13 protein-coding genes are annotated in these 13744 nt (G+C 74.1%); 4 read left to right on the top strand and 9 right to left on the bottom strand.

Features of this window, described 5'->3' with window-relative positions:
* Positions 1–130: 130 nt before the first annotated feature.
* Both ACPU2J_RS28235 and idi read left to right on the top strand, forming a co-directional pair.
* Complete coding sequence (locus ACPU2J_RS28235; RefSeq protein ID WP_423834272.1) at positions 131–1462, top strand: GNAT family N-acetyltransferase; 1332 nt, start codon at positions 131–133, stop codon at positions 1460–1462.
* 148 nt (positions 1463–1610) lie between these two features.
* Positions 1611–2210: an isopentenyl-diphosphate Delta-isomerase gene (idi, locus tag ACPU2J_RS28230; RefSeq protein ID WP_420079039.1), complete on the top strand. Its 600-nt coding sequence runs from the start codon at positions 1611–1613 to the stop codon at positions 2208–2210.
* A 12-nt stretch (positions 2211–2222) separates the two neighbouring features.
* Here the strand turns inward: idi and ACPU2J_RS28225 are convergent, their stop codons facing one another.
* Positions 2223–2711 carry an ATP-binding protein gene (locus ACPU2J_RS28225; protein WP_361593394.1) on the bottom strand — a complete coding sequence of 163 codons (489 nt, stop codon included), beginning with the start codon at positions 2709–2711 and terminating at the stop codon, positions 2223–2225.
* Positions 2712–2841: 130 nt separating this feature from the next.
* Positions 2842–3504, bottom strand: coding sequence for an HdeD family acid-resistance protein (locus tag ACPU2J_RS28220; RefSeq protein ID WP_423834271.1), 663 nt, complete (start codon positions 3502–3504; stop codon positions 2842–2844).
* Positions 3505–3591: 87 nt separating this feature from the next.
* On the opposite strand from ACPU2J_RS28220, the gene ACPU2J_RS28215 reads away from it, so the two are divergent.
* On the top strand, positions 3592–4332 hold the full coding sequence (locus tag ACPU2J_RS28215) for an enoyl-CoA hydratase/isomerase family protein (protein ID WP_420082322.1): 741 nt from the start codon (positions 3592–3594) through the stop codon (positions 4330–4332).
* Between the two features lie 13 nt (positions 4333–4345).
* Here ACPU2J_RS28215 and ACPU2J_RS28210 read toward each other — a convergent pair whose 3' ends face one another.
* Together ACPU2J_RS28210 and ACPU2J_RS28205 are read right to left on the bottom strand one after the other, a co-directional pair.
* Positions 4346–4996: a DJ-1/PfpI family protein gene (locus tag ACPU2J_RS28210; protein ID WP_420079041.1), complete on the bottom strand. Its 651-nt coding sequence runs from the start codon at positions 4994–4996 to the stop codon at positions 4346–4348.
* A gap of 109 nt (positions 4997–5105) precedes the next feature.
* Entirely contained in the window at positions 5106–6077 is a 972-nt protein-coding gene (locus ACPU2J_RS28205) for a GlxA family transcriptional regulator (protein ID WP_423834270.1), read from the bottom strand.
* 100 nt (positions 6078–6177) lie between these two features.
* On the opposite strand from ACPU2J_RS28205, the gene ACPU2J_RS28200 reads away from it, so the two are divergent.
* A complete protein-coding gene (locus ACPU2J_RS28200) occupies positions 6178–7815 on the top strand; it encodes an ABC-F family ATP-binding cassette domain-containing protein (RefSeq protein WP_423834269.1) in 1638 nt (545 codons plus the stop codon).
* A gap of 94 nt (positions 7816–7909) precedes the next feature.
* Here ACPU2J_RS28200 and ACPU2J_RS28195 read toward each other — a convergent pair whose 3' ends face one another.
* The 5 genes from ACPU2J_RS28195 to ACPU2J_RS28175 form a co-directional block, all read right to left on the bottom strand.
* The gene (locus ACPU2J_RS28195) at positions 7910–8482 is read right to left on the bottom strand and encodes a hypothetical protein (protein WP_423834268.1); all 573 of its coding nucleotides are present in this window, start codon (positions 8480–8482) and stop codon (positions 7910–7912) included.
* Positions 8483–8543: 61 nt separating this feature from the next.
* Complete coding sequence (locus ACPU2J_RS28190) at positions 8544–9326, bottom strand: SDR family NAD(P)-dependent oxidoreductase (RefSeq protein WP_399309764.1); 783 nt, start codon at positions 9324–9326, stop codon at positions 8544–8546.
* Entirely contained in the window at positions 9323–10510 is a 1188-nt protein-coding gene (locus tag ACPU2J_RS28185; protein ID WP_420079045.1) for an MAB_1171c family putative transporter, read from the bottom strand. Before ACPU2J_RS28185 ends, ACPU2J_RS28190 begins: the two co-directional genes overlap by 4 nt.
* Positions 10500–11006: a hypothetical protein gene (locus ACPU2J_RS28180; protein WP_365070635.1), complete on the bottom strand. Its 507-nt coding sequence runs from the start codon at positions 11004–11006 to the stop codon at positions 10500–10502. Before ACPU2J_RS28180 ends, ACPU2J_RS28185 begins: the two co-directional genes overlap by 11 nt.
* Before the next feature lie 274 nt (positions 11007–11280).
* Positions 11281–13743: a Tex family protein gene (locus tag ACPU2J_RS28175; protein ID WP_423834267.1), complete on the bottom strand. Its 2463-nt coding sequence runs from the start codon at positions 13741–13743 to the stop codon at positions 11281–11283.
* Position 13744 lies beyond the last annotated feature (1 nt).

The raw sequence follows: 13744 nt of genomic DNA, 5'->3' as shown, positions 1-13744 counted from the left end.
GTCGCGGCCGTGCGCTGCGAACTCCGGTTCATCTCCCGTTCCTCCCGGGTGTCCGGCCGCTCCTGATCCACCCTCCCCACGGCATTGCCGGGGAACCGGGTCGGCCGGACCCCCCGTTCAAGGGGTCACGTTGACCGACGGCACCAACAGCACCACCCGTACCGACAGCTCCTTCGGCGAGGCCGACGGGGCGGTCGAGGCGTTCTTCACACTCCACCACGGCCTGCCCCGGCAGGCTCCGGGCTCCGACGCGAGCACCCGGCTGATGCTCTCCCTCTGCGGACCGCTGCCCGAGCGGCCGCGCGTCCTCGACCTCGGCTGCGGCCCCGGCCGCAGTGCCCTGCTGCTCGCCGCCGAGGCCGGCGACGGCGCGACGGTGACCGCCGTCGACCTGCACGCCCCCTTCCTCGACGAGCTCACCCGGGCCGCCGCGGCCTCCGGCCTGGCCGACCGGGTCCGGACCGTCCGGGCGGACATGGGCGCTCTCCCGGCCGAGGGCGCCACGGGCCTGGCGGACGGCTCCTTCGACCTGGTGTGGGCGGAGGGTTCCGCCTACGTCATCGGCTTCGACACCGCTCTCGCCCGGTGGAAGCGGCTGCTCGCCCCGGGCGGCGTCCTGGTGGTGACCGAGTGCCAGTGGACGGTCTCCGAGCCGTCCGCCGGAGCCCGCGCCTTCTGGGACCCGCAGTACCCGCTGCGCAGCACCGCCCGCAACATCGCGGCGGCCCAGGCCGCCGGGTACCAGGTGCTCGGCGTGCACCACCTGCTCGACGCGGACTGGGACGCGTACTACGGCCCGCTCGCCGAGCGGGTCCGCGCCCTGGCCGCGAACGCGACCCCCGCCATGGAGCGGGCCCTGGCCGCCACCCGCGAGGAGCTCGCGGTCCGGGCCCGCCACGGCCACGAGTACGGGTACACGGGCTACGTCCTGCGCCCGGTGCCCGGCGGTGGCGGCGACGGCGCCTGGCCCGCACGCCCGGAGACGGCCGCCGACACGGCGGCGGTCCGGGCGGTCAACCTGGCGGCCTTCGAGACCCCGTTGGAGGCGGACCTCGTGGACGCGCTGCGCGCGGACGACGCCTGGCTGCCCGGGCTGTCGTACGTGGCGCAGGCCCCGGACGGATCGGTGGCCGCGCACGCGCTGCTGACCCGGTGCGAGGTCGACGGGGTGCCGGCACTCGCGCTGGCCCCGGTCGCGGCCGACCCCGCGCACCAGCGCTCGGGGGCGGGCACCGCCGTCGTACGGGCCCTCCTGGCGGCGGCGAGGGAGCGCGGGGAGTCGCTGGTCCTCGTGCTGGGCCATCCCTCCTACTACGCGCGCTTCGGCTTCGTGCCGGCGTCGCACTTCGGGATCCGGGCGCCCTTCGAGGTCCCGGACGAGGCGATGATGGCGCTGGTGCTGGACGACTCGGACCCGGTCCCGGCGGGCACGATCCGCTACCCGGCCCCGTTCGGGGTCTGACGCCCCGGGGCACTACGCGGTGTTCCGTCCCGGTCCGCCCCCCGTCGCTATCACGCGACGGGGGGCGGACATGCGCGGATGGCCGAAGTGGGGACAAGCCTCTTTTGTACGGCAGACTGAGGGCCGAAGTCCGAAGCGAAGGATGGGTATGCCGACCACACCAGCCACCGCCGCGAACACTGCGTCCAACGGCACCGGTACTCAAGAACCGATCATGCTCGAACTGGTCGACGAGTCCGGCAACACCATCGGCACGGCGGAGAAGCTCTCCGCGCATCAGGCGCCCGGCCGGTTGCACCGGGCGTTCTCCGTGTTCCTTTTCGACGAGCAGGGACGACTGCTGCTCCAGCAGCGGGCCCTGGGGAAGTACCACTCTCCGGGCGTCTGGTCGAACACCTGCTGCGGTCACCCCTACCCGGGGGAGTCGCCGTTCGCGGCCGCGGCCCGGCGGACCCACGAGGAGCTGGGGCTCTCCCCCTCGCTGCTCGCGGAGGCGGGGACCGTGCGCTACAACCACCCGGACCCCGCTTCGGGTCTCGTGGAGCAGGAGTTCAATCACCTGTTCGTGGGACTTGCGCAGGCCGCCGTCCGGCCGGACCCGGAGGAGGTGGAGGACACCGCCTTCGTCACCGCCGAGGAGCTCGCCAAGCGGCACGCGGAGGTCCCGTTCTCGGCCTGGTTCACGACGGTGCTGGACGCGGCCCGGCCCGCGATCCGCGAGCTGACCGGCGACGCGGCGGGCTGGTAGTCCGTCCGCCGCTCAGGGGGCGACCGGCGGGAGGGGCAGGGCCGCCCAGATGACCTTCCCCCCGGTCGCGGTGTGCTCGACGTCGCAGACCCCGCCCGACTCCAGCGTGATCTCCCGCACGAGGAGCAGGCCCCGGCCTCCGGTCTGGCCGAAGTCGGCCTCCAGGGCCTTGGGGCGGTAGGGGTGGCTGTCCTCGACGGCCACCCGTACCCACGCGCGGCCGATGGCGACCTCGACGGCCACCTCGGGCGAGAGCAGCGCGGCGTGCCGGACCGAGTTCGTCACCAGTTCGGAGACGATCAGGAGCAGGGAGTACACCAGGTCCTGCGGGGCCGGCACCCCCTGGCGCCCGAGGAGGTCGCGGACCGCCCGGCGGGCCTGCGGAACGGATTCTTCAACCGCCGGCGCGGTGAACCTCCACACCCCCTCGTACGCGAGGGGATCGCCCGGAGCCTCCGGCTCGCCCTCCCTGGCCTGCGGGACGCTCCCGCTGCTGTCCATCTTCCGGCCCCCGTCTTCACGCTCGATCGTCTCCACGCCTCCAGAGTGGGGAACAGCGCCATACGGCCCGGACCGCTGACCAGAAGTCAGCGGCAATCGGACGCTTTCTGACCGTTGGCGTATGACAGCGTCAGTTGTTGGTCCGTTCCTGACCTTCCGCCGGTCGCTTCACGGCGCCGTCCCGGACCCCGTCCGCCGTCCCGGGCTCCCCGGCTCCGACCTCGTCCTCCCTGACCAGACCCAGGATGCGGCGGGCACCCATGCCCGTCACGATCAGGCTCAGGCCGTCGAAGAGCAGCGCCAGGGAGAAGAAGGCACCGATCACGTAGAGGCTGTTGCCGGGCCAGTTGGAGAGGATCAGCAGGCCGAGCAGCACTCCGAAGGCGCCCTGGACGAGGGCCAGACCGAAGTGGGCCCCGCGCACCACGAGCCCTCCCACCAGCCGGAACAGCCCTCCGGTGAGGAAGAGCAGGGCCGCGAACATGGTCAGGGCCTCGGCGCTCGCCTCGGGTCGGCGCAGGATCACGAACCCGGCCGCGATGTTGATCGCGGCGACGATCACGGCGAGCCAGAAGTAGTTGCTCCTGCGCGACTGCACGGCCTGCAGCAGGCCCACCACACCGCCGATCAGCAGCAGCCAGCCGAAGAGGAACATCGAGGTGAGCGTGGCGAGGCCGGTGTAGACGAGGCCGACCAGACCGGCCAGCACGAGGAGCACCCCGAGCCCGGCCAGCAGCCCGAAACTGCGCTTGAGCTTCTTCGTCTCCTGCGGAGCCTGCGGAGCCGTGCCCATGGACGTGCCTCCTCCTCGCACCCCCGGCGGACTCCCTTGATCATAGGTTCGGACCCCCGGGATAGCATCCGGCGCATGGACGCAGCCCTGGACGCCACCCTCCTGCACACGGTCGCCGACGGGGTCGCCACCGTCGTCGTCTCGCACCCCGCCAAGCGCAACGCCATGACGGCGGCGATGTGGCGGGCCCTGCCGGAGCTGCTGGCGGACCTGGCCCACGACCCGGCCGTACGGGTGCTCGTGCTCACCGGGGACGGCCCGACCTTCTGCGCGGGGGCCGACATCTCCTCCCTGACCGGGGACGACGACCCGCGGGCCCTCGCCGTGGCGGCGGAGGAGGCCCTCGCCGCCTTCCCCAAGCCCACGCTGGCCGCGATCCGGGGGTTCTGCGTGGGCGGCGGAAGCCAGCTGGCGGCCGCGTGCGACCTGCGCTTCGCCGAGGAAGGCGCCTCCTTCGGGGTCACCCCGGCCCGGCTGGGCATCGTCTACCCGGCGTCCTCCACCCGGCGGCTGGCCTCCCTGGTGGGTCCGGCCTGGGCCAAGTACCTGCTCTTCTCGGCCGAGCTGATCGACGCGGAGCAGGCCCTGCGCGCCGGGTTCCTGAACGAGCTGCTGCCCGCGGGCGGTCTGGACGGGCGCGTCGCCGCGTTCACCCGGATCCTCGCCTCCCGCTCGCAGCTGACGCAGGCGGCCGCGAAGGATTTCGCGGACGGCCGGACGGACCGGGACGGCCACTGGGAGGAGCAGGCGGCCGGGAGCGGCGACACCGCGGAGGGGGTCGCCGCCTTCCTGGAACGCCGCGCGCCCCGCTTCACCTGGGCGCCGTGACGCCCCCTCCCGTTCAGCCGGTCGCCGTGGTGTCCCGGCCGTGGGCGGAACCCGCCCGCAGCATCGCGACGAGCTCGGCCGGGGCCTTCTCGGGCGAGCCCGCGTCATAGGGCGGCTGCGGGTCGTACTCGGTCATCAGCTGGACGGCCTGGGCGAAGTCGTCGCCGGCGATCCGGCCGAGCAGGGTGAGCCCCATGTCGATGCCCGAGGACACCCCGGCGGCCGTCACGTACTTCCCGTCGAACACCACCCGCTCGCCGGTGGGCCGCGCCCCGAAGCCGGCCAGCTGCTCCAGGTACAGCCAGTGGCTGGTCGCCCGGCGGCCGTCGAGCAGGCCGGCGGCGCCCAGCAGCAGGGAGCCGGTGCACACCGAGGTGGTCCAGGTCGTGCCGGCGTCGACCGCGCGCAGCCAGTCCAGCACCACGGGGTTGGCCGTCTCCCGTTCGGGGTGCGGGCCGCCGGGGACGACGAGGACGTCGGGCCGGGTGACCTCGTCCAGCCCCTTGTCGGCGACGAGCGCGAGCGAGCCGTTGTCGGTGCGGACGGGACCCGGCCGCTGGGAGACGAAGACGACCTCGGCGTCCGTCAGCCGGCCGAGGGTGTCGAAGGGGCCGATGGCGTCGAGGGCGGTGAAGCGGTCGTAGAGCAGTACGGCGATCTGCATGGCTCCTCCGGAGCGGTGGTCGGGACGGGGAAACGGTGCGGCACCGGGCCGCGGGCGGGTTCGGGCGCGGGGTCGGGGCGGGCAGGGGCGGGGGCGTGAGCGGGCGGCGTCAGCCGCGGGGTGCGCCGAAGCGGCGCCGGTACTCGGCGGGCGGCTGGCCGAGCGTGCGGACGAACGCCCGGCGCAGGGCCTCCGAGGTGCCGTAGCCGCAGGCCCGGGCGATCTGCGCGATCCCTTCCCCGCCCTCCTCCAGCAGTCTGCGCGCGTGCTCCACCCTGACCCGTTCGACGTACCGGCCCGGCGTGACCCCGGTCTCCGCGCGGAAGGCCCGCGCGAAGTGCCGCGGCGACAGCCGGGCGCGGGCGGCGAGGTGCTCGACGCCCAGGTCCTCGCCCGGGTGCTCGGAGATCCACTGCTGGACGTCCCGCAGCGGGTCCCGCAGGGCGGTCTGGGCCGCCAGCTGTGCGCTGAACTGCGCCTGGTTGCCGGGCCTGCGCAGGAACACCACCAGGTGGCGGGCGATCGTCAGGGCGACGTCCCGCCCGTGGTCCTCCTCCACCAGGGCCAGCGCGAGGTCGATGCCCGCGGTGACCCCCGCCGAGGTGGCGACGGGCCCGTCCCGCACGTAGACGGGGTCGGGCTCCACGGTGACGGCGGGGTAGTCGCGGGCCATGCGCTCGCAGGCGTTCCAGTGCGTGGTCGCCCGGCGCCCGTCCAGCAGGCCCGCCTCCGCCAGCAGGAGCCCTCCCGTGCACACCGACACCAGCCGCTCCGCGCCACCCCCGTGGGCCCGGAGCCAGTCCGTGAGCCGGGGCTCGAAGTCCGCGCAGTACCGGCCGCCGGGCACCAGCACCGTGGTCCCCGGGCCCGGCCGGGCGCCCTCCAGGTCCCCGTCGGGCACCAGGGTCAGTCCACTGCCCGTACGGACGGGCGCCCCGGCGGGCGACACGGTGCGGATGGCGTACGCGTCCCGGCCGGGGAAGTGGCCCACCGCGGCGAACACCTCCACCGGGCCGGTCACGTCAAGGCTCTGGACGCCGTCGTAGAGGAGGACGAGCAGGTTGCGCGGCGATGACCCCATGACTTCATGGTGTGCCGTGCCCGGGGTGGCCGCAATGACGTGCTTCCCACCTATCCGGCCATGCGGGGCGGGGCCCGCGCGCCGATAGGATCGGCCCATCATGACTGCAACCCTCGTCGCCAAGAAGCTCACCGCCGCGCACGGCGAGCGCACCCTGTTCGCCGACCTCGACCTCGTCGTCGCGCCCGGCGACGTCATCGGTCTCGTCGGTGTGAACGGCGCCGGGAAGTCCACCCTGCTGCGCCTGCTCGCCGGACTGGACACCCCCGAGACCGGGGAGCTGCGGCTCTCCCCGCCCACGGCCGCCGTCGGCCACCTCCCGCAGGAGCCGGAGCGGCGCCCCGAGGAGTCGGTCCGGGAGTTCCTGGCGCGGCGTACCGGTGTGGCCGCCGCGCAGGCCGAGCTCGACGCGGCGACGCAGGGCCTGGTGGACGGGACGCCGGGTGCGGACGACGCGTACGCGACCGCGCTCGACCGGTGGCTGGACCTCGGCGGAGCCGACCTGGAGGAGCGGGCCCAGGAGGTCGCCGACGACCTCGGGCTGGCCGTGGGCCTCGACCTGCCGATGACGGCGCTGTCCGGCGGCCAGGCGGCCCGTGCGGGCCTGGCCTCGCTCCTGCTCTCCCGCTACGACGTCTTCCTGCTCGACGAGCCCACCAACGACCTGGACCTGGACGGCCTGGAGCGGCTGGAGCGCTTCGTCACGGGGCTGCGCGCCGGCACGGTCGTCATCAGCCACGACCGCGAGTTCCTGACCCGGACCGTCACCAAGGTCCTCGAACTCGACCTGGCCCAGCAGCAGATCAACCTCTACGGCGGCGGCTACGACTCCTACCTGGAGGAGCGTGCGCGGGCCCGCAGCCATGCCCGCGAGGAGTTCGAGGAGTACGCGGACAAGAAGGCCGCCCTCGAGGGCCGGGCCCAGATGCAGCGCAACTGGATGGACAAGGGCGTGCGCAACGCCCGCCGCAAGTCCACCGACAACGACAAGATCGGCAAGGCGCTGCGCGGCGAGTCCAGCGAGAAGCAGGCCGCCAAGGCCCGCCAGACGCAGCGCGCGATCGAGCGCCTGGAGGTCGTCGACGAGCCGCGCAAGGAGTGGGAGCTGCGCATGGAGATCGCGGCGGCGCCCAGGTCGGGCTCCGTGGTGGCCACCCTGCGCGAGGCGGCCGTCAAGCGCGGCGACTTCTCCTTCGGCCCGGCGAGCCTGCAGATCGACTGGGCGGACCGGGTGGCGATCACGGGGGCGAACGGCGCCGGCAAGTCCACGCTGCTCGCCGTCCTGCTCGGCCGGCTGACCCCGGACTCCGGCTCCGCCACGCTCGGTTCGGGTGTCCTCGTGGGCGAAGTGGACCAGGCCCGCGGGCTGTTCCTCGGCGAGGAACCGCTGCTGGAGGCCTTCTGCGCCGCGGTCCCGGAGACCGAGCCGGCCGAGGTCCGCACCCTGCTGGCCAAGTTCGGCCTCAAGGCGGCCCACGTCCTGCGTCCGGCCGCGACCCTCTCCCCCGGTGAGCGCACGCGCGCGGCGCTCGCCCTGCTCCAAGGCCGCGGGGTGAACCTGCTGGTGCTGGACGAGCCGACCAACCACCTGGACCTGCCGGCGATCGAGCAGCTGGAGTCCGCCCTGGAGGCCTACGAGGGCACCCTCCTCCTGGTCACGCACGACCGCCGCATGCTGGACGCGGTCCGGGTGACCCGCCGCCTGGAGGTCGCGGGCGGCCGGGTCACGGAGCTGTAGGCCGTGCCTTCCGGATCGTGTCGGCCCGGCACGATCCGGAGCGACCGGCCTGCTGACCCGAGTCAGAGAGGTGCCGCTGGATCTCCGACTCGGGTCACCGGGGCCTCCGCCGGTCCGGGCGGGCGGCGAGTTCCGTCGCCCAGGTCCGGAAGGTCCGCAGGTCCGCGGGCGGGATGCGGAGCTCCTCGGGAACGAGGTCCGAGCGGGCCGCGTCCAGGAGGTCCGCGAGCCCGAGGTGGAACCAGTCCTGGTGCACGGAGTTGTAGGCCGCCATGAACGGCCCGACCCGCTCGCGGATCGCGGCCGCCTCGATGGCGTCGACCCCGGCGGCGGCCAGCCGGTCCAGGGTCGCCGCCCGCTGCCGGGAGTCGAACTCGGTGTCGAGGAAGGGTTCGAGCAGGTCTCCCCACACGTCCGGCCGGGAGCGGAGCGGGATGCCGTGGTCGGCGCAGAACCGCTCCAGCTCCGCCCGGCGGACGGACGACACGAAGACGATCTCGCCCGACCGGGTGCGGATCTCCGGCGGCAGGGCGTCCGGGTCGGCCTCCCGCACCGCCGTCGCGGGCAGCAGGCCTCCGGGGGCGGCATACGGCAGCAAGCCGTCACCGCCCGGGAGCCGGATGCCGTCACCGTCGAAGACCGGGTCGAGGACCACGTCGGAGATCACCCGGACATCCTCCCCCGCGACGGCCCCGCACGGGTAGGCGCGACCGCGGGGCGGGGTGCGCTCAGAGGGCCCGGTCCGCCGGGGGCCGCCTGGTGCGGGCCATTCTGCGGGCGACGAAGGAGCGCGGGAGGTGGCGGGCGGCGAGGGCGTAGGCCCGGTAGCGGCGGCCGGTGATGCTGACGGGGCGGCGCAGGGCGAGGTCCTTCAGCGCGCGGGCGACCACGGCCTCCGGTTCCAGCCAGACCGCGTCGCGCAGCGCGCTGACGTCCATCCCGGCCCGCTCCTGGAACTCGGTGCGGGTGAAGCCGGGCACCACGGCCAGCACCCGGACCCCGTACGGCTCCATGTCCACCCGGAGGGACTCGCTGAACGCGGTGACCCAGGCCTTGGCCGCCCCGTAGGTGCCGGTCGGCAGGAGGCCGGCCACCGAGGAGACGTTGAGGACGGCTCCGCGCCGCCGTTCCCGCAGGCCCGGCAGGACCGCGTGGGTGAGTGCGAGGGGCACCTTGACCAGCAGGTCGAGCATCCGCTCCTCGTCCTCGACGGGGCTGTACGGGAAGGGGGCGGGAAGCCCGAATCCCGCGTTGTTGACCAGGACGTCCACCGGCCGGGCCCGGTCCGCGAGCCGCTCGGCGACGGCGGTGCGGCCGGCCGGGTCCAGCAGGTCGGCGGGCAGCACCTCGCACGCCGCCCCGAACTCCCGGGCCAGGGCGTCCGCGACGGCGGCCAGCCGGTCCTTGTCGCGGGCGACGAGGACCAGGTCGCAGCCCTTGGCCGCGAAGCCGCGGGCGAAGGCGGCGCCCAGCCCGCTGCTCGCCCCGGTGATCAGTACGGTGGTGCTCACTTCGTCTTCGCTTCCTCGGGTGCGGCCTGCGCGGTGTAGGCCTCGGCGACGTCGACGAGGAACCTCGCCTCGTCCGCGAGGTCCCCGCCCTCCCCGGGACTCTGGATGGCGGCGGGGAGTTCGAGTCCGGCGGTCTCGCCGGAGTGGCCCGGCAGCCCGTCGAGCTTCGCGCGGCGGGCGTCGCGCAGGACGCGGGCCAGCGCGGCGGCGGTGCGCCGCTGTTCGGGGATCCCGTGCCCGGCGACGTGGCCGCGGGCGTGTTCCAGGGCACCCGGGCGGACGTACTCCCCCAGGATCAGGATGGCGTCGCGGGTCTCTATGACCTTGCGGTAGACCAGCAGGTTGCGGGGCACGGGCGGCCACAGGAACTCCACCACCCGGCCCGAGCGCGGCTTGTTGAGCGCGACGTGCGGGACGGCTTCGACGAGGTCGCGCCAGAGCGGCCAGAGCCGCCACGCGGTGGCGCTGTCGTCGAGGGTGCGGCGGAGGGTGAACAGGGTGGGCACCACGATCGCGGCGGCGCGCAGCAGGGCGTGGACGTTCATCAGGAGCGGCAGGGCCGGCATCGCCCAGGTGCTGCCGAACAGGGCCTTGGCCAGGTAGGCCAGCCAGAACAGCCCGGCGAGCGCGGTGCCGAGGCCGAAGAGGCGCAGGCCCACGGCCAGGCCCCGGCTCCGGGTGCGCCGGCTGTAGCGCCAGCACAGGGCCACGCACAGGGTGTTGGCGACGACGTGCGCGCCGATCAGCGCGAGCCAGTAGGCGAGGGAGGGCACGGGTTCGCCGGTCGGGGGCATCGTGTGCGTGCCGTGGCCGGGAGCGGCGGCGTCGAGGCCGACGAGGGCGGCGAGCCAGAGCACGGTGGCCGCGCAGGCGGCGAGCCGGAGGCGGCGGCCGCGGGTGGCGGCGGCGACGAAGTAGAGGACGGCTCCGGCCGAGAACACTCCGACGAGGTTGCGGGCGAGGCCGATGGTGTGGGCGTAGGCGGCGCCGCGGTCCATGGCGTAGGCGACGACGTCGGGGAGGTTGAGGGTCATCGCGGCGGCGGCGGCCGCGACGGCGAGCCACAGGCCGCGCTGCTGCGGGGAGCGCAGCGCGCCGGGGGCGCGCAGGACGAGGGCGGCCCACAGACAGATCACGCTCGGGACGGCGAGCCAGTCGCCGAAGGCGGTGAGGTCAGCTGCCATCGTGGCCCCGCTCGTATCCCATGGCGGACTCCAGCCGGGCCAGGGTGCTGCCGCCGTCCCGGGCGGGCCTGCGGCGCGGGCCGGCGTTCGCGGTGCGGATGCGGATCATGCTCGCGAGCATCTCCGCCTCCTGCTCCTGGCGGGTGGTGTAGTTGGTGCGCCCGAGCACGGTGGGGGCGCTGCCGTCGGTCTCCTCGCCCTCCAGCGAGTGGTGGCCGAAGAGGATGTGACCGAGCTCGTGGAGGACGATGTGCTCCCGGTGGAGCGGGGTGGTCTGGGCCTCGTAGAAGACGTAGTCGACGCTGGCCGTGCCGACCCACAGGCCGCAGACCCCGGATTCCGCGGCCTCCTTGGGCAGGGGGTGCAGGCGGATGGGGCGGCCGCGCTGCTCGGCTATCCGCTCGCACAGGGCGTCGAGCGAGAACGGATGCGTCAGATCCAGATGGCCGAGAATGTTCTCGCACCGTTTGCGAATGCTGAGTTGCCGGTGGGGCATGTGATCCCTCTTCGGACCCTTTCCGGGGCAGCGTCGGTAGGCGTGTACGGGCAGGGGCATGACGTCCTGTGCCTTCAAGGCGGCCTCGGGGGATGACGGTCCTGAGGGGAGGAAACGCGGAAGCCCGTCCGCCGGATGACGAACGGGCGTTCCACATGCCTACAGATCTTGTACGCGAGTTGGCAAGAAGAGTCCCCAGGTGGGGAACCTATTCGGCCATTGCTTCCGCAGACGCCGGTGCGCAGGGTGGCCGGAGGCCAACCCCGCGCACGCGCTACCGCTTGCGGCGCTCCTCGGGGCCGGTGAGGCCGGCCCGGCGCAGGGCGTCGGCCATGGCGCTGTTCGCGGGGGCGGGTGCGCCGCCGCCCTGCCGGCGGCCCTGGCCGCCGCCCTGGCCCTGGCCTCCCTGACCCTGACCGCGCTGCCCCTGACCGCGCTCGCCGCCCTGCTTGCGTCCGCCGTCGCGGGAGCCCGAGCCGCCGCGCTGCTGCGGCGGGCGCCCGCCGCCCCGCCGGTCCTCGCGCTGGCGGGGCGCGCCCGCGCCGCGCTCGGCGCCGGCCTCGTCCTCCAGCCGCAGGGTCAGCGAGATCCGCTTGCGCGGGATGTCCACGTCCATGACCTTCACACGGACGATGTCGCCCGGCTTGACCACGTCCCGGGGGTCCTTGACGAAGGTCTTCGACAGGGCGGACACGTGCGCCAGGCCGTCCTGGTGGACGCCGATGTCGATGAAGGCGCCGAAGGCGGCCACGTTGGTGACCACGCCCTCCAGGATCATCCCGGGGGCCAGGTCGCCGATCTTCTCGACGCCCTCCTTGAAGGTCGCCGTCCTGAAGGCGGGTCGCGGGTCGCGCCCCGGCTTCTCAAGCTCGCGCAGGATGTCGGTGACGGTGGGCAGGCCGAAGGACTCGGTGACGAACTGCTCGGGCCGCAGCGAGCGCAGGACCCCGGTGTTGCCGATCAGCGCGGCCACCTCACCGCCCGCCGTCTTCCCCATCGCCCGGACCACCGGGTAGGCCTCGGGGTGCACGGCCGAGGCGTCCAGCGGGTCGTCGCCGCCGCGGATGCGCAGGAAGCCCGCGCACTGCTCGTACGCCTTGGGGCCGAGGCGGGCCACGTCCTTGAGGCCCTTGCGGCTGCGGAAGGGGCCGTTGGCGTCGCGGTGGGCGACGATGTTCTCGGCGAGGGTGCCGCTGATGCCCGAGACCCGCGACAGCAGGGGCGCGGAGGCGGTGTTGACGTCCACGCCGACGCCGTTCACGCAGTCCTCGACGACCGCGTCGAGCGAGCGGGACAGCTTCACCTCGGACAGGTCGTGCTGGTACTGGCCGACGCCGATCGACTTGGGGTCGATCTTGACCAGTTCGGCGAGCGGGTCCTGGAGGCGGCGGGCGATGGAGACGGCGCCGCGCAGCGAGACGTCCATGCCGGGCAGTTCCTGCGAGGCGAACGCGGAGGCCGAGTACACGGAGGCGCCCGCCTCCGAGACCATCACCTTGGTGAGGCCCAGCTCGGGGTGACGGGAGATCAGGTCGCCCGCCAGCTTGTCGGTCTCGCGGGAGGCGGTTCCGTTGCCGATGGCGACCAGCTCGACCGCGTGCTCCTTCGCGAGGCGGGCCAGCTTGGCGAGGGACTCGTCCCAGCGGTTGGCGGGCACGTGCGGGTGGATCACGTCGGTGGCCACGACCTTGCCGGTGGCGTCCACGACGGCGACCTTCACACCGGTGCGGAAGCCCGGGTCGAGGCCGAGCGTGGCCCGGGTGCCGGCGGGCGCCGCGAGCAGCAGGTCGCGCAGGTTCGACGCGAAGACCCGTACGGCCTCGTCCTCGGCGGCCTGGCGCAGCCGCGCCCGCAGGTCGATGCCCAGGTGTACCTGGACCTTGGTGCGCCAGCACCAGCGGACCGTGTCGGCGAGCCACTTGTCGCCGGGCCGGCCGCGGTCCGCGACACCGAATCGGCGCGCGATCATGCCCTCGTACGCGGAGGGGCCGGGGGTGTCGGCGTCCTCGGGGGCGTCGGGCTCCAGGTTGAGGTCGAGGACGTCCTCCTTCTCGCCGCGCAGCATGGCGAGCACGCGGTGCGAGGGCAGCGCGGTGAACGGCTCGGCGAAGTCGAAGTAGTCGGCGAACTTGGCGCCCGCCTCCTCCTTGCCCTCGCGGACCTTCGCGGCGAGCCGGCCGCGGCCCCACATGCGCTCGCGGAGCTCGCCGATCAGGTCGGCGTCCTCGGCGAACCGCTCGGTGAGGATGGCGCGGGCGCCCTCCAGGGCGGCGGCCGGGTCGGCGACGCCCTTGTCGGCGTCGACGAACGCGGCGGCCGCCGCGGCCGGCTCCACCGACGGATCGGCCAGCAGGCCGTCCGCGAGCGGCTCCAGGCCGGCCTCGCGGGCGATCTGCGCCTTGGTGCGGCGCTTGGGCTTGAAGGGGAGGTAGATGTCCTCCAGCCGGGCCTTGGTGTCGGCCGCGTTGATCCGGGCCTCCAGCTCGGCGTCGAGCTTGCCCTGCTCCCGTACGGAGTCCAGGACCGCGGCGCGGCGGTCCTCCAGCTCGCGCAGATAGCGCAGCCGCTCCTCCAGGGTGCGCAGCTGGGCGTCGTCGAGCATCTCGGTCGCTTCCTTGCGGTAGCGCGCGATGAACGGCACGGTGGAGCCGCCGTCGAGCAGCTCGACGGCGGCCTTGACCTGCCGCTCCCGTACGCCGAGCTCCTCGGCGATCCTGCCTTCGATGGACATCGTCACG

Source organism: Streptomyces manipurensis, assembly GCF_049570255.1.
GTDB lineage: Bacteria > Actinomycetota > Actinomycetes > Streptomycetales > Streptomycetaceae > Streptomyces > Streptomyces manipurensis.
This window is presented reverse-complemented; position numbering and strand designations above follow the sequence as displayed.